Annotated in this window: 14 protein-coding genes; 7 read left to right on the top strand and 7 right to left on the bottom strand. The window is 71.9% G+C overall.

All coding sequences use genetic code 11. From position 1 onward, the window contains the following. Nucleotides 1–163: 163 nt before the first annotated feature. On the top strand, nucleotides 164–457 hold the full coding sequence (locus tag HMPREF0731_RS13905) for a YciI family protein (RefSeq protein ID WP_007004786.1): 294 nt from the start codon (nucleotides 164–166) through the stop codon (nucleotides 455–457). Between the two features lie 11 nt (nucleotides 458–468). Then, nucleotides 469–882: an EVE domain-containing protein gene (locus tag HMPREF0731_RS13900; RefSeq protein WP_007004785.1), complete on the top strand. Its 414-nt coding sequence runs from the start codon at nucleotides 469–471 to the stop codon at nucleotides 880–882. A 34-nt stretch (nucleotides 883–916) separates the two neighbouring features. Here HMPREF0731_RS13900 and HMPREF0731_RS25950 read toward each other — a convergent pair whose 3' ends face one another. Both HMPREF0731_RS25950 and HMPREF0731_RS13885 read right to left on the bottom strand, forming a co-directional pair. Beyond that, a complete protein-coding gene (locus HMPREF0731_RS25950) occupies nucleotides 917–1,354 on the bottom strand; it encodes a hypothetical protein (protein WP_007004784.1) in 438 nt (145 codons plus the stop codon). A 91-nt stretch (nucleotides 1,355–1,445) separates the two neighbouring features. Continuing rightward, complete coding sequence (locus HMPREF0731_RS13885) at nucleotides 1,446–1,850, bottom strand: hypothetical protein (RefSeq protein ID WP_007004783.1); 405 nt, start codon at nucleotides 1,848–1,850, stop codon at nucleotides 1,446–1,448. An 85-nt stretch (nucleotides 1,851–1,935) separates the two neighbouring features. Between HMPREF0731_RS13885 and HMPREF0731_RS13880 the strand changes: the two genes are divergently transcribed. After that, the gene (locus HMPREF0731_RS13880; protein ID WP_007004782.1) at nucleotides 1,936–2,286 is read left to right on the top strand and encodes a Rieske (2Fe-2S) protein; all 351 of its coding nucleotides are present in this window, start codon (nucleotides 1,936–1,938) and stop codon (nucleotides 2,284–2,286) included. 282 nt (nucleotides 2,287–2,568) lie between these two features. After that, nucleotides 2,569–4,500 carry an acetate--CoA ligase gene (acs, locus tag HMPREF0731_RS13875; RefSeq protein ID WP_007004780.1) on the top strand — a complete coding sequence of 644 codons (1,932 nt, stop codon included), beginning with the start codon at nucleotides 2,569–2,571 and terminating at the stop codon, nucleotides 4,498–4,500. A gap of 207 nt (nucleotides 4,501–4,707) precedes the next feature. On the opposite strand, the gene HMPREF0731_RS13870 is transcribed toward acs, so the two are convergent. Then, the gene (locus HMPREF0731_RS13870) at nucleotides 4,708–5,601 is read right to left on the bottom strand and encodes an SDR family oxidoreductase (RefSeq protein WP_040613353.1); all 894 of its coding nucleotides are present in this window, start codon (nucleotides 5,599–5,601) and stop codon (nucleotides 4,708–4,710) included. A 106-nt stretch (nucleotides 5,602–5,707) separates the two neighbouring features. On the opposite strand from HMPREF0731_RS13870, the gene HMPREF0731_RS13865 reads away from it, so the two are divergent. After that, nucleotides 5,708–6,541, top strand: coding sequence for a helix-turn-helix transcriptional regulator (locus HMPREF0731_RS13865; RefSeq protein WP_007004778.1), 834 nt, complete (start codon nucleotides 5,708–5,710; stop codon nucleotides 6,539–6,541). 98 nt (nucleotides 6,542–6,639) lie between these two features. Here HMPREF0731_RS13865 and HMPREF0731_RS13860 read toward each other — a convergent pair whose 3' ends face one another. Then, on the bottom strand, nucleotides 6,640–8,253 hold the full coding sequence (locus HMPREF0731_RS13860) for a histidine kinase famiy protein (RefSeq protein WP_007004777.1): 1,614 nt from the start codon (nucleotides 8,251–8,253) through the stop codon (nucleotides 6,640–6,642). Between the two features lie 224 nt (nucleotides 8,254–8,477). Between HMPREF0731_RS13860 and HMPREF0731_RS13855 the strand changes: the two genes are divergently transcribed. Both HMPREF0731_RS13855 and HMPREF0731_RS13850 read left to right on the top strand, forming a co-directional pair. Then, nucleotides 8,478–9,413, top strand: coding sequence for a ketopantoate reductase family protein (locus HMPREF0731_RS13855; RefSeq protein ID WP_040613351.1), 936 nt, complete (start codon nucleotides 8,478–8,480; stop codon nucleotides 9,411–9,413). Next, nucleotides 9,410–10,282 carry an aldose 1-epimerase family protein gene (locus tag HMPREF0731_RS13850; protein WP_007004775.1) on the top strand — a complete coding sequence of 291 codons (873 nt, stop codon included), beginning with the start codon at nucleotides 9,410–9,412 and terminating at the stop codon, nucleotides 10,280–10,282. The genes HMPREF0731_RS13855 and HMPREF0731_RS13850 overlap by 4 nt, the downstream gene beginning before the upstream one ends. Nucleotides 10,283–10,405: 123 nt before the next feature. Here the strand turns inward: HMPREF0731_RS13850 and HMPREF0731_RS13845 are convergent, their stop codons facing one another. The 3 genes from HMPREF0731_RS13845 to HMPREF0731_RS13835 all read right to left on the bottom strand — a co-directional run. Then, complete coding sequence (locus HMPREF0731_RS13845; RefSeq protein ID WP_007004774.1) at nucleotides 10,406–11,566, bottom strand: DegT/DnrJ/EryC1/StrS family aminotransferase; 1,161 nt, start codon at nucleotides 11,564–11,566, stop codon at nucleotides 10,406–10,408. A 40-nt stretch (nucleotides 11,567–11,606) separates the two neighbouring features. Then, complete coding sequence (locus HMPREF0731_RS13840; protein WP_007004773.1) at nucleotides 11,607–12,998, bottom strand: nucleotide sugar dehydrogenase; 1,392 nt, start codon at nucleotides 12,996–12,998, stop codon at nucleotides 11,607–11,609. A gap of 140 nt (nucleotides 12,999–13,138) precedes the next feature. Further along, the coding region (locus HMPREF0731_RS13835) for a UDP-N-acetylglucosamine 4,6-dehydratase family protein (RefSeq protein WP_007004772.1) at nucleotides 13,139–14,209 on the bottom strand (1,071 nt) is incomplete at its 5' end.

Below are 14,209 nucleotides of genomic sequence, written 5' to 3'. Positions count from 1 at the left end.
GGCGGCGGGGGCGGGGGGGCGGCTGGCGGGGCCGGGGCGGGACGGGGTGCTCACGCCGCGCAAACTAGGGGCTTGCGGCGCCGGATTGAAGCCATCGCCGCACGCGGTTACGTCATGACACAGCCCCGGCGCCGCCGCGGCCCCGTCAGATAGAGGAAAGCCGATGCTGTTCGCCATTCTCTGCGAGGACAAGCCCGCCGCGCTGGAGCTGCGCCTGGCCACGCGGCCCACGCATCTCGAATATCTCGACAGCAAGGTCGAGGCGCTGGTGCAGGCCGGGCCGGTGCTGGACGCCGAGGGCAAGCCCTGCGGCAGCGTGCTGCTGGTCGATGTCGCCGACCAGGCGGCGGCCGAGGCCTTCGCCGCCGAGGACCCCTACGCCAAGGCCGGGCTGTTCGCCAAGGTCACGGTGCGGCCCTTCCGCCAGGTCTATGCCGGCGGCCAGCGCGTCGGCTGAGGGGCGCGCGCATGGCCTACTGGCTGGTCAAGAGCGAGCCCGACGCCTTCTCCTGGCAGCAGCAGGTGGAGAACGGGGTCGAGCCCTGGACCGGCGTGCGCAACGCCCAGGCGGCGAAGAACCTGCGCGCCATGCGGCTGGGCGACCGCGCCTTCTTCTACCACTCGAATGTGGGGAAGGAGATCGTCGGCGTGGTCGAGGTGGCGCGCGAGGCCTATCCCGATCCGACCGAGGAGAGCGGCCGCTGGGCCTGCGTCGACATGCGCGCGGTGGGGCCGATGCCGCGCCCGGTGACGCTGGCCGAGATCAAGACCGTGCCGGAACTGGCCGGGATCGGGCTGATCCGGCAGTCGCGCCTGTCGGTGATGCCGGTCTCCGACGAGCATTGGGCGCTGCTCTGCCGCATGGGCGGCTTCGCGGGCTGAGCGGGCGCGGCCGGGGCGGTGTCCCGGCCGTGGCTCAGTTGCGGCGCCCGCGATCGTTGAACCAGGGCGTGTTGTGGCGCGGCGGCGGCTCGTTCATGAAAGGCGGCGGCTGCGTCAGCAGCTGGCCCGGATCGATATAGAGCTGTACCCCCGGCGGCCGGTAGGGTGGCGGGTAAGGCGGCGGATAGGGGGGCGGGTAAGGCGGCCGCTGCCGCGGGTCGCGCGGGATTTCCTCCCGCCCCAGATAGCGACCATCGGCATCGTAATGGCGCAGCACGCGACCGCCGCTCGAACGCTCGGACGAGCCCTCGTAGCGGCCATAGGAGTCGAAATGCCACTGCGTGCCGCCCTGCTGCTCGGTGCGGCCCAGATAGCGGCCATAGGCGTCGTATTGCGGCATGATCTGCGCCTGCGCGGCGCCCGCCAGCAGGCCCAGCATCCCCAGCCCCGACAGGGCCGCCCGAAGCCGCATCCGCGCCCCTCCTCACCGCCGGTCCAGATCGCTGGCCGGCACCGGCACCATGCTGGCGGCCAGGGATGGGCAAATCGTTAACCGGCCACCGTCAGCGCCGATCTTCCCGCCCGAGATAGCGGCCGGAGGAATCGTAGCGCCTGCCATCCGCGTCCACCCGCCCGGTGTAGCGGCCCGAGGCATCGTAGGAGCGGCCATTGCCCTCCGTCCGGCCCTGGTAGCGGCCGGAGGAATCGTAGCGCCTGCCATCCGCGTCCATCCGCCCGGTGTAGCGGCCCGAGGCATCGTAGGAGCGGCCACTGCCCTCCGTCCGGCCCTGGTAGCGGCCGGAGGAATCGTAGTGCCGCCCGCTCTGCTCCGTCCGGCCCAGATAGCGGCCGCTGGCATCGTAGTCCCGCTTGGCCTGGGCCAGGGCGGGGGAGGCCGCGAGCAGCGCGGCCAGCAGCAGCAGGCCGGTCGTCCAGCGGCGCGGCCGGGGGGAGGAGAGGTCTTGCATGCGGGGGTCCCTTCGGGCGATGCGGGGTGCATTCCACAGGCATGGCGCGGCGGAAGCAGGGCGGCGCCGGACAGGATTCTGCCGCATGAGCGATGAACGGAGGCTGTGCCACCGCGACGACATCCCCGAGGGCGGCTCGCGCGGCTTCGCCGGCACGCCGGGCAGCTTCATCGGCCTGTTCGCGGTGCGGCGCGGCGAGGCGGTGCATGTCTACGTCAATTCCTGCCCGCATGTCGGCGTGCCGCTGGAGATCGTGCCCGACCGCTTCCTGGACGGGCCAGGGCGGCAGATCGTCTGCGCCGTGCATGGGGCGCATTTCCGCATCGAGGACGGGTTCTGCACCTCCGGCCCCTGCGCCGGCGATTCGCTGGAGGCGGTGCCGGTGCGCATCGACGCGGCCGGGCAGGTCTGGGTGCCGGCCGACGCCGGGGCATGAGATTGGTTCCAGAATAAATCTTCTTTTTCTGAAGAAAAAGAAGCAAAAAGACTTTTTCAGACTGCCGCCGTCTCCCGTCACGGCGGGACGCTAAACGGACAAAAGTTTTTTGGTTCTTTTTTTCAAAAAAAGAACCTCTTGGCTTTCCGCGTCTGGAAAAGCGCGAGGCGGACCGCCGCTCCCCTCGCCGCTCTTGACGCGGATCAAGGCGAATTGTCCCAATAGGTCGGAACATGCTGCACCGCCTCAACCGGCGGATGCCATCGCGGGGAGGAATGAACGATGCCGGATGACGCGCTGATCGCGGTGAAGCCCGAGCTGGCGGAGGGCGCCCGGGTGGATGCCGCCCGCCACCGCAGCATGACCGCCGAGGCGCTGCGCGACCCCGACGCCTTCTGGCGCGAGGAGGCGAAGCGCATCGCCTGGATGACCCCGCCGACCAGGATCAAGAACACCAGCTTCGAGGGCGACGTCTCGATCAAGTGGTTCGAGGACGGCGTGCTGAACGCCTCCGTCTCCTGCCTCGACCGCCACCTGGCCGAGCGCGGCGAGCAGACCGCCATCATCTGGGAGGGCGACGACCCGAACAGCGACGCCAAGGTCACCTATCGCGACCTGCATGAGCGGGTCTGCCGCCTGGCCAACGCCATGAAGGCGCTGGGGGTGAAGAAGGGCGACCGCGTCAGCCTCTACCTGCCGATGATCGTCGAGGCGGCGGTGGCGATGCTGGCCTGCGCCCGCATCGGCGCGGTGCATTCCATCGTCTTCGGCGGCTTCAGCCCGGACAGCCTGGCCAGCCGCGTGCAGGATTGCGACAGCGTGCTGCTGATCACCGCCGATGAGGGCCGCCGCGGCGGCCGCAAGGTGCCGCTGAAGACCAATGCGGACGAGGCGCTGAAGACCTGCCCGACGGTGCGGCACGTCATCGTCGTGAAGAACACCGGCGGCGACGTGCCGATGCAGGAAGGCCGCGACCACTGGTACCACGAGCTCACCGAGGCCGCCGCGCCCGACTGCGCGCCGGAGCCGATGAACGCCGAGGACCCGCTCTTCATCCTCTACACCTCGGGCTCGACGGGCAAGCCCAAGGGCGTGCTGCACACCACCGGCGGCTACATGGTCTGGGCCAGCTTCACGCATGAGCTGGTCTTCGACTACCGCCCGGGCGAGATCTATTGGTGCACCGCCGATGTCGGCTGGGTCACCGGCCACACCTATATCGTCTATGGCCCGCTGGCGAATGGCGCGACCACGCTGATGTTCGAGGGCGTGCCGAACTGGCCCGGCATCGACCGCTGCTGGCAGGTGGTGGACAAGCACCAGGTCAACATCTTCTACACCGCGCCGACCGCCATCCGCTCGCTGATGCGGGAGGGCGAGGCGCCGGTGAAGAAATGGTCGCGCCAGTCGCTGCGCGTGCTCGGCAGCGTCGGCGAGCCGATCAACCCGGAAGCCTGGATGTGGTACTACCGCGTCGTCGGCGATGAGCGCTGCCCGGTGGTCGACACCTGGTGGCAGACCGAGACCGGCGGCATCCTGATCTCGCCGCTGCCCGGCGCCGTGGCGCAGAAGCCCGGCTCCGCCACCCTGCCGCTGCCCGGCGTGCAGCCGGCGCTGGTCGACAATGAGGGGCAGATCCTGGAGGGCGCGACCGAGGGCAACCTGGTCATCCTGGATTCCTGGCCGGGCCAGATGCGCACCGTCTACAAGGACCATGAGCGTTTCATCCAGACCTATTTCTCGACGTTTCCGGGCAAGTACTTTTCCGGCGACGGCGCCCGGCGGGACGAGGATGGCTATTACTGGATCACCGGCCGGGTCGATGACGTGCTGAACGTCTCCGGCCACCGCATGGGCACGGCGGAGATCGAGAGCGCCCTCGTCGCCCACCCCAAGGTGGCCGAGGCCGCCGTGGTCGGCATGCCGCATGAGCTGAAGGGCCAGGGCATCTACTGCTACGTCACCCTCAAGACCGGCGAGGAGCCGACCGACGCGCTGAAAAAAGAACTGGTGGCCTGGGTGCGCAAGGAGATCGGCCCGATCGCCTCGCCGGACGCCATCCAGTGGGCGCCCGGCCTGCCCAAGACCCGCTCGGGCAAGATCATGCGCCGCATCCTGCGCAAGATCGCCGCCAACGAGACCGACAGCCTGGGCGACACCTCGACCCTGGCCGACCCCACCGTCGTCCAGGACCTCATCACCAACCGCGTATAATTTTCAGGCTGCCGCTTTTCTTTCGGGCTGCCGCCGTCCCGTTTCCAGGCGGGACTCTTTTCGGGCTGCCGCCGTCTCGCTGTGAGGTGGGGCGCGGCAGCTTTTTCTTTCGGGCTGCCGCCGTCCCGTTGCGAGGCGGGACGCGGCACTCCGGCGGGATGCTTCCGCCTCGGCGGGCCGCAGGCCGGGGCGGCCTGCGGCCCGCCGTCACGCCCCGGCCAGTTCCAGCGCCGCGAGGTCCGTCAGCAGGCCGGGCCCCTCCGGCCGCCAGCCCAGCAGCGCCCGGGTGCGCGCGCTGGAGGCGGAGAGATCCTTGCCGGCGAAGGCCATCAGCCAGCCGAAATGCGCCGCCGCCTCGGCGCCCTCCAGCGAGACCACCGGCAGGCCGAGCCGCGCCCCGACCGCGCGGGCGATGTCGCGGAACGGGATCGCCCCCTCCGTGGTGGCGTGGTAGCGCGCCCCGGCCTCGCCCTTCTCCAGCGCCAGCCGGTACAGCCGCGCCGTGTCCGAGACATGCGCCGCCGACCAGGGGTTCAGCCCCTCGCCCAGCATCGCCGAGACACCGCTGCGCCGGGCCAGCGCGATCATCTCGCTCACCAGCCCCTGCTTCCGCCGGTCATGGATCTGCGACAGCCGCACCACCGACAGGTTGACGCCGCGCGCCAGCAGCGCCTGCCCCGCCACTTCGGAGGCGATGCGCGGCAGGGGGTGCCCCGCGTCGAAATTCTCTTCCAGGGCCGGCTGGCCGGGGGCGCCGGCGCCCATCGGCGTGGCCGAGGTGATCAGCAGGGGCCGGTCCGACCCCTCCAGCGCCGCGCCCAGCGCCGCGATGGCCAGGGCGTCGCGCCGGCAATTCTCGGCATAGCGGGTGAAATCGTGGTCGAAGGCGGTGTGGATGACGGCATCGCAGGCGGTGGCGGCGCGCCGCAGCCCGTCCGTGTCGTCGATATCGCCGAACCACGCCTCTGCCCCCGCCGCCGCCAGCGCCGCCGCCCCGGCATCGGAGCGGGTCAGCCCCAGCACCTGGTGCCCGGCCGCCAGCAGCTCGGGGAGGATGTGCGAGCCGACGAAGCCGGTCGCGCCGGTCAGGAAAACGCGCATGCTGCTGAACCTTCCTTGCATCGGCGGCAGGGCTACGCGCGGGCCCAAGGCTGTTAAAGCCGTGACCTTATCCTATGATAATGACTCACCGGCAGGAGGGGGGCGCATGGATCCGGACAACCGCCTCGGGCAGTATCTGCGGGACCGGCGGCGGCGGCTGGACCCTGCGGCGCTGGGCTTTTCCACCACGCGCCGCCGCACCCCCGGCCTGCGGCGGGAGGAGGTGGCCCAGCGCGCCCATATCAGCCCCGGCTGGTACACCTGGCTGGAGCAGGGGCGCGGCGGCGCGCCCTCGGCCGATGTGCTGGACCGCATCGCCCGCGGCCTGATGCTGACCGAGCCGGAGCGCGAGCACCTGTTCATGCTGGGCCTCGGCCGCCCGCCGGAGCCGCGCTACCGGCCGGCGGAGGGTGTCTCCCCGCGCCTGCAGCGGCTGCTGGACGCGCTGGAATGGAGCCCGGCGATCATCAAGACGCCGCTCTGGGACGTGCTGGCCTGGAACCGCGCCGCCGCCGCGCTGCTGACCGACTACGCCCTGCTGCCGCGCGAGCAGCGCAACGTGCTGCGGCTGATGTTCGCCCATGACCGGGTGCGGGCCAAGCAGGCGGATTGGGAGAGCGTCGCGCGCTTCGTCGTCGGCGCCTTCCGCGCCGATGTGGCGCGCGCCGGCCCCGGCGCCAGCGCCGAGGCGGCGCGGCTGGTCGAGGAGCTGTCGCAGCGCAGCGCCGAATTCGCCGCGCTGTGGCAGGATCATGAGGTGGTGGCGGCCGGCGAGGGGCTGAAGCGCATCCGCCATCCGGAGGCCGGGCTGCTGGCGCTGGAATTCTCCGCCTTCGCCGTGGAGGGACGGCCGGAGCTGGGCATGATCGTCTACAACCCGGCCACGCCCGCCGATGCCGAGCGCATCCGCCGGCTGATCGCCGCGACCCCGTCCGGCTGACCGGCCCGCGGCGCGGTGCCGACGGCCCCGCCCCACACCGCCCCTCCGCCCGAGTGCAGCGTCCCGCCTCCCAACCCGACGGCGGCAGCCCGAAAAAACTAACCGACGCCGGTGGGGCCGTCGAGGATGAGGCGGATCTTGCGGCTGAGTTCCAGCCGGCCATAGGGCTTGCCGATGATCTCGAATTCGGCGCCGCCGGCGGTGCTGCGTTCCAGCGAGGCCTCGGCATAGCCGGTGGTCAGCAGCACCTTCAGCCGTGGCCGGCGGCGGCGGGCCTCGCGCGCCAGCATGGCGCCGTTCATGCCGCCGGGCATGATCAGGTCGGAGAACAGCAGGTCGACCGGCCCGGCGCCGTCCAGCAGCTCCAGCGCCGCCGGGCCATTGTGCGCGACCAGGATGCGGTAGCCGAAATCCTGCAGGATCTCGCGCGCCAGCTCGGCGACGTCGGGGCGGTCATCGACCACCAGGATGGTCTCGGTGCCGGGGCGGTCCATGACGCGCAGCGCGCGCGGCTGCACGGGGCGGTCCTCCTCGCCCAGCGCCGGGAAATACAGGGTGACGGTGGTGCCCTCCCCCTCGCGCGAGGCGATGCGCAGCGTGCCGCCGGATTGCCGCGCGAAACCATAGACCATGGACAGGCCGAGCCCGGTGCCGCGCCCCTCCTCCTTGGTGGTGAAGAACGGGTCCATGACGCGGGAGAGGATCTCGCCCGGAATGCCGCCGCCATTGTCGTGGATCTCGAGCGCGACATAGCCGCCCGGCATCAGCTCGCCGAAGCGGCTGGCCTGTTCCTGGTCCAGCGTCTCGTTGCGGGTGGCGATGCGCACATGCCCGGCGTGCTGGGCCGGCATGGCGTCGCGCGCATTGATCAGCAGGTTCAGCAGCGCGACCTCGGCCTGGGTCGGGTCGATGCGGCAATTCCACAGCCCCGGCGCCGGGCGAAGCTCCAGGGTGATGGCCTCGCCCAGCGTGTGGTGGGCCATGTCGCGCACGCCGTCGAGCAGGTTGTTCAGGTTGAGGGTGCGACCCTCCAGCCGCTGCTTGCGGGCGAAGGCCAGCAGCTGCTGGGTCAGGGTGGTGGCGCGGCCGACGGCGCCGCGCACATTCTCGACCCCGCGGGTGAGCCGGGCGCGGTCCAGCTGCGGCTGGGTCAGCCCATGCCCCATCAGGTCCAGATAGCCCAGCATCACCTGCAGCAGGTTGTTGAAGTCATGCGCGATGCCGCCGGTGAGCTGGCCCAGCGCCTCCATCTTCTGCGCCTGGCGCAGCGCGTCCTCGGCATCGCGCCGGCGGCTGACATCGAGCTGCGAGCCGAAGAAATACCGCAGCCGGCCGTCATCGTCGTAGACCGGCGAGATGAACAGCGCGTTCCAGAAGGTCGAGCCGTTCTTGCGGTAGTTCAGGATCTCGATGGCGATCTCGCGCTCCTCGCGCAGCGCCTGGCGCACCGCGTCGATGCTGGCGCGGTCGGTCTCCGGCCCCTGCAGGAAGCGGCAATTGGTGCCGACGATCTCGTCCTGGGTGTAGCCGGTCATCTGCAGGAAGGCGTGGTTGGCGAAGACGATCGGCATGTCCGGCGCCCGCGCATCGGCCACGATCATCGGCATGCGCGTCGTCTCGACGGCGATGTGGAACACCTCGCCATGCTGCGGGTCGCGGCTGTCGAGGGGGGCGGAGGAGCCGCGCTGCGGCAATTCGGGCTGGTCGGGCATCGCGATCCCTGCTGGGTGAAGCGCCCGGCGGGGGGCGGGATATCAGGGCTGGAACTTGGCACCCGCGGCGGCGGCGGCAAGCGCCCCGGTGTCGCTTCTGCGGCGTTGGCGGGTCACGTTTGCCTCAGCCGGGTACCGCAGGCGCCCTGGCACCGCCCCGGTAACGTTGCGTGCCGCCCGGCGTTGCCGGCAAGGATGGCCGCACGATGCGGCGAGGGGCGAGCATGCGAATCCTGGTTCTGGGCGCGGGGGCGCTGGGCGGCTATTTCGGCGGGCGGCTGCTGGAGGCGGGGGCGGAGCTGGCCTTCCTGGTCCGCCCGAAGCGCCAGGCGCAGCTGCGCGAGCGCGGCCTGGTGCTGCGCTGCCCCGCCACCGGCGAGCTGCGCCGCCCCGTCACCGCCCTGACCGCCGCCGAGCTGCGCCCGGGCTGGGACATCGTGCTGCTGAGCTGCAAGGCCTATGACCTGGAGGCGGCGATCGACAGCCTGCGCCCGGTGGTCGGGCCGGAGACGGCGGTGCTGCCGGTGCTGAACGGGCTGTCGCATCTCGACCGCCTGCGCGAGGCCTTCGGCGCCGGCGCCGTGCTGGGCGGCCTCGCGAAGATCCGCGCCACGCTGAACCCGGCGGGGGAGGTCATCAACCTCTCCGACTGGCGCTATCTCACCCTTGGCGAACTCGATGGCACCATGACCCCCCGCGTCACCCGCTTCGCCGAGCTGGCCCGCCAGGGCGGCATCCTGGCCGAGGCGGTGCCCGACATCCGCGGCGCCATGTGGGCCAAGCTGGTGCATCTGGGCACGGTGGCGGCGGCGACCGTGCTGCTGCGCGGCAGCACCGGGCAGATCGCCCGCGCCCCCGGCGGCACCGCCTTCCTGCTGACCCTGCTGGAGCGCAACATGGCCATCGCCGCGCATCACGGCCACCCCGTGCCGGCGGGCTTCGCCGAGGAATACCGCGCGCTGCTCTCCGACCCCGCCGGCACCTACACCGCCAGCATGCTGCGCGACCTCGAATCCGGCGGGCGGATCGAGGCCGACCATATCCTGGGCCATCTGCTGCAGGCCGCCGGCGAGGCCGGGGTGGACCCCAGCCTGCACGCCATCGCCTATCTGCACGCCAAGACCTATGAGCAGCGCCGCGCCGAGGAGAAGGCCGCATGAACCCCGACCGCCACCGCATCGCGCGCGACGGACTCTCCGCCACCATCCAGGCCCGCGGCGGGGAGCTGGTCAGCCTGCGCGACGCGGCGGGCCGGGAATGGCTGTGGCAGGCCGGGCCGGAATGGCGGCGCCACGCCCCCTGGCTGTTTCCCATCGTCGGGAAGCTGGCGGGCGACACGCTGCGGCATGAGGGGCGCGAATACCGCATGGGCCAGCACGGCTTCGCCCGCGACCGCCGCTTCACCTGGCTGTCCCAGGACGCCGATCGCTGCCGGCTGCGCCTGTCGGACGATGCCGAGAGCCGCGCCCTCTACCCCTTCGCCTTCATCCTGGAGCTGGATTTCTCCCTGGCCGGCGGCTGGCTGGTGGCGAAGGCGACCGTCGCCAATCCAGGCCGCGTGACGCTGCCCTTCGCCTTCGGCGCCCACCCCGCCTTCGCCTGGCCGCTGCCCGGCGCCGGGGCGAAGGAAAGCCACCGCCTGGTCTTCGCCGAGGCCGAGCCCGGCCCCGCCCGCCGCCTGGAAGCCGGGCTGCTGGCGGGGGAGGAGGCGCTGCCCATGCGCGGCGACACGTTGCCGCTCTCCCCGGCCCTGTTCGAGAAGGACGCGCTGGTGCTGCCAGGGCTGCTCAGCCAGGAGCTGCGCTATGTCTCGGAGGCCAAGCCGGAGATCGAGATGCGCTGGCAGGGCTACCCCGATCTCGGCCTCTGGTCGAAGCCCGAAGGCGCCGGCTTCCTCTGCATCGAACCCTGGTGCGGCTTTGCCAGCCCCGCCGGGTGGGATGGGGAGTTTGCGGAAAAGCCCGGCATCGCCCTGTTGCAGCCAGGGGAAAGCCGGGATTTCACCTGGAGCGTCCGGCCGAAAGGATGAGGCCAGGGGCGCCGCCCCTGGACCCCGCCGGGGTGGCAGGGCCACCCCGGACCCCGCCGCCAGTTCGCGCGATGGCTCGAGGCGGAATCGCCGAAAAGCCCGAACCGCGCGACCCCAGAAGCCTTACAGCCCCGCCAGCACGGCGTCGGCCACGCGGTCCAGCTGCGCCTCGTCCAGATACGGGTGCATCGGCAGCGACAGGATGCGCTGGCAGATGTCCTCCGACACCGTCAGCGGTGGCGCCTGGCGCAGCCCCTCGGCATGCGCGCCGGCATAGGCCGGCTGGCGGTGCAGCGGCTTCGGATAGTAGATCGCCGAGGGCACGCCCCGCGCCTGCATCGCCGCCTGCACCCGGCCGCGCGTCTCGGCATCCGGCAGCAGGATGGAATACAGGCCCCAGGCGCTCTCCGCCCCCGCCATCTCGCCCGGCACGGTGACATGGCCGGACAGACGCGCGGCATAATGGCGCGCGACCCGGGCGCGGTCCTTCAGCTCCTGCTCCAGCAGCGGCAGCTTGCACAGCAGGATCGCCGCCTGGATCGTGTCCAGCCGGCCATTCATGCCGGTGCGCTCCACCTCGTAGCGGGTCTTGCCCTCGCCATGCGTGCGCAAGGACCGGTACAGCTCGGCCCGGTCGGCGTCATTGGTCAGGATGGCGCCGCCATCGCCATAGCAGCCCAGCGTCTTGGTGGGGTAGAAGCTGAGCGCGGCGGCATCGCCCCAATTGCCCAGCCGCCGGCCCTGCAGCGCGCCACCGAAGGCCTGCGCCGCGTCGTCGAGGGCGAACAGGCCCTCCGCCGCGCAGATCGCCTGGATCGCCGGCCAGTCGGCCGGGCGGCCGAACAGGTCGACGCCGACCACGGCGCGCGGCCGCAGCCTGCCTTCCGCCTTCACCAGCGCGATGCGGCGCTTCAGGTCCTCGATGTCGATGTTGAAGCCGTCCTCGGCCACATCGACGAAGACCGGCGTGGCGCCCAGCACCAGCGGCACCTCGGCCGTCGCGGTGTAGGTGAAGGCGGGCAGGAACACCGCGTCGCCACGGCCGATCCCCTCCGCCATCATCGCGATCTGCAGCGCATCCGTGCCGGAGGAGACGCCGACGGCGTGCGCGCAGCCGGCGAATTCGGCGAGCTTCTCTTCCAGCTCGCGCACATCGGGACCGTTGATGAAGGCGCCGCTGTCGAGGATGGCGGCGATGCGGCGGTCGATCTCCGGGCGGATCAGCGCCTGCTGCGCCTTCATGTCGAACAGCCCGATGGGGCGGGTGGTGGTGTCGGCGGTCATACGCGGATCGCTCCGTCAATCACGGCGGCCCGGGATAGCCTCAGGCCTGAATGACGGGGTGATAGGCCGGACCGGCCGCTTCTGGGAAATCACCGCGCGTTTCAAAGGGCAACGTGGCCGCCGCCGGCCGCGGCGCCGCCACCTCCACCGCCGCGTCGCGATAGACGCCGCGCGTGTCGACGATCAGCCGCGCATGCCGGCGCAGCAGGTCGAGATCCATGCCCGGCTGCGGCGTCACCAGCAGCACCGCATCCTGCGCGGCCAGCAGCGCCTCGGTGAGCGCCTGGCTCTCCAGCGCCGGCGCGCGGCCCTGCAGCCGCCTTGTCGCGGGGAAGCGCGGCACCAGCGGGTCGTGATAGGCGAGCGCGGCGCCGCGCGCCGCCAGCAGCCGGAAGATCTCGATCGCCGGGCTCTCCCGCGTGTCCGGCACGCCGCTCTTGTAGGCCAGGCCGAGCAGCAGGATGCGCGCCCCGCGCAGCGGGATGCCGCGCGCGTCCAGCGCGTCGCGCAGCCGCTCCACCACATAGCCCGGCATGGCGTCGTTCACCCGGCCCGCGAGTTCGACGAAATCGCTCGGCACGCCCAGCTCGCGCGCCTTCCAGGCGAGGTAGTAGGGGTCCACCGGGATGCAGTGCCCGCCCAGGCCGGGGCCGGGGCGGAAGGGCATGAAGCCGAAGGGCTTGGTGGCGGCGGCGTCGATCACCTCGTGCACATCGAGCGCGAGCGCGTGGCTGATCCGCTTCAGCTCGTTCACCAGGCCGATATTCACCGCGCGGAAGACGTTCTCATACAGCTTGGCCAGCTCCGCCGCGCGCAGCGAGGAGAGCGGCACCAGCCCCGCCGCCACCGGCGCGTAGAGCGCCATGCCGATCTCCAGGCACTCCGGCGTGGCGCCGGCCAGCAGCTTCGGCACGCGGTGTACCGTGCCCTCGGGGTTGCCGGGGTCCTCGCGCTCGGGGCTGTAGAGCAGGAAGGCGTCGCGCCCCGGCGTCAGCCCCGCCGCCAGCAGGGCCGGCAGCAGGAAATCCTCGGTGGTGCCGGGATAGGTGGTGCTTTCGAGGGCCAGGATATGGCCGCGCCGCAGATAGGGGGCGAGGGCAGCGACACTGTCGCGCACCGGGCCGAGATCCGGCTCCTTGTGCGGCCCGACCGGGGTGGGCACGCAGATCACCAGCGCGTCGCAATCGGCGGCCAGGGCCAGGCTGCTGTCGGCCTCGATCCCGGCGCGGGCGATGCGCGCATCCTCGATGCCATGCACCGGGCTGCGGCCGGCCCGGATGGCCTCGGTCTTGCTGGTGTCGATGTCGAAGCCGGTGACGGCGAAGCCCTGCTCGGCGAAGCGCAGCGCCAGCGGCAGCCCGGCATAGCCCAGGCCGATGACGCCGATGCGCGCCTGGCGGGCCTTCAGCCGGGCCAGGAGCTGGCCGCGCAATGTCGCATCGGGGTCGGGGAGACGGGGGGCGGCGCCGGCCCGGCCGGGGCGGCGCGGGCGGGGGCCGGTCTGGTCCGCCGCCGGTTTCAGGCGCTGGCGCCTGCGCGGGGGCGGGCCTGCCACCCCCGATGCGTGCTGCGTCACGTCTTCCCCTCCGGGTTGTGGTCGAATTCCGGCACCAGCCGGTCGAGCTGCGCCAGCGCCGCCTCGGCCTGGCCGTCGCGCGCGGCGGCGGCGATGGCGTCGATCGCCTGCCCGACCTGCACCGCGTCGGTCGTGCGCGGCGTGGCCACCAGCAGGCCGGGGAACTGCGTCGGCCGCGGCGGCTCCTGGCCGTGGAACAATTCCTCGAACAGTTTCTCGCCGGGGCGCAGGCCGGTGAAGCGGATCTCGACATCCTCGTCCGGCCGCAGCCCGGCCAGGCGGATCATGCGGCGCGCCATGTCGACGATCTTCACCGGCTTGCCCATGTCGAGCACGAAGATGCCGCCATCCTCCAGCTCCGGCGGCTGGCCCTGCGGATCGGCGACGCCGACCACGCTGGCCTGCAACACCAGCCCCACCGCCTCGCGCACCGTCATGAAGTAGCGGCGCATGTCGGGATGGGTGACGGTGAGCGGCCCGCCGCGCTCCAGCTGCCGGCGGAACAGCGGCACCACCGAGCCGGTGGAGCCCAGCACATTGCCGAAGCGCACCGTGACGCAGCGCATGCCCCCCTTCCCCTGGCGGGCCTGCATGTCCAGCGCCTGGCAATACATCTCCGCCAGCCGCTTCGAGGCGCCCATGACGCTGGTCGGGTTCACCGCCTTGTCGGTGCTGATGAACACCATGGCGCGGCAGCCCACGGCGCGCGCCGCGTCGGCGATGATGCGGGTGCCCTGCGCATTGGTCAGCAGCCCCTCCAGCGGGTCGCGCTCGACCATCGGCACATGCTTCAGCGCGGCGGCGTGGAACACCAGCTCGGGCCGTTCCTCCCGCATCAGCCGGGCGATGCGCGCGGCGTCGCGCACATCGGCCAGCACGGCGCGGCGGGGGATGCCCGGGTGGCTCTCCGCCAGCTCCAGGTCGATGCCGTAGAGGGCGAACTCGCCATGGTCGAGCAGCACCAGCTGGGCCGGGCCGAGCGCCGCCACCTGCCGCGCCAGCTCGCCGCCGATGGTGCCGCCGGCGCCGGTGACCAGCACGCGCCGGCCCTGCACCAGCCGCGCCAT

The organism is Pseudoroseomonas cervicalis ATCC 49957, assembly GCF_000164635.1.
Taxonomy (GTDB): Bacteria; Pseudomonadota; Alphaproteobacteria; order Acetobacterales; family Acetobacteraceae; genus Pseudoroseomonas; species Pseudoroseomonas cervicalis.
The sequence above is the reverse complement of the archived record's forward strand: the minus strand, read 5'-3'. Positions and strand labels throughout refer to the sequence as shown.

Bases quoted from the DNA above. Each gene is read 5' to 3' on its own strand.
- HMPREF0731_RS13880 (WP_007004782.1), top strand. From the start codon at position 1,936: ATGAGCGATGAACGGAGGCTGTGCCACCGCGACGACATCCCCGAGGGC.
- acs (WP_007004780.1), top strand. From the start codon at position 2,569: ATGCCGGATGACGCGCTGATCGCGGTGAAGCCCGAGCTGGCGGAGGGC.
- HMPREF0731_RS25950 (WP_007004784.1), bottom strand. From the start codon at position 1,354: ATGCGGCTTCGGGCGGCCCTGTCGGGGCTGGGGATGCTGGGCCTGCTG.
- HMPREF0731_RS13865 (WP_007004778.1), top strand. From the start codon at position 5,708: ATGGATCCGGACAACCGCCTCGGGCAGTATCTGCGGGACCGGCGGCGG.
- HMPREF0731_RS13905 (WP_007004786.1), top strand. From the start codon at position 164: ATGCTGTTCGCCATTCTCTGCGAGGACAAGCCCGCCGCGCTGGAGCTG.
- HMPREF0731_RS13870 (WP_040613353.1), bottom strand. From the start codon at position 5,601: ATGCGCGTTTTCCTGACCGGCGCGACCGGCTTCGTCGGCTCGCACATC.
- HMPREF0731_RS13855 (WP_040613351.1), top strand. From the start codon at position 8,478: ATGCGAATCCTGGTTCTGGGCGCGGGGGCGCTGGGCGGCTATTTCGGC.
- HMPREF0731_RS13860 (WP_007004777.1), bottom strand. From the start codon at position 8,253: ATGCCCGACCAGCCCGAATTGCCGCAGCGCGGCTCCTCCGCCCCCCTC.
- HMPREF0731_RS13900 (WP_007004785.1), top strand. From the start codon at position 469: ATGGCCTACTGGCTGGTCAAGAGCGAGCCCGACGCCTTCTCCTGGCAG.
- HMPREF0731_RS13850 (WP_007004775.1), top strand. From the start codon at position 9,410: ATGAACCCCGACCGCCACCGCATCGCGCGCGACGGACTCTCCGCCACC.
- HMPREF0731_RS13885 (WP_007004783.1), bottom strand. From the start codon at position 1,850: ATGCAAGACCTCTCCTCCCCCCGGCCGCGCCGCTGGACGACCGGCCTG.
- HMPREF0731_RS13845 (WP_007004774.1), bottom strand. From the start codon at position 11,566: ATGACCGCCGACACCACCACCCGCCCCATCGGGCTGTTCGACATGAAG.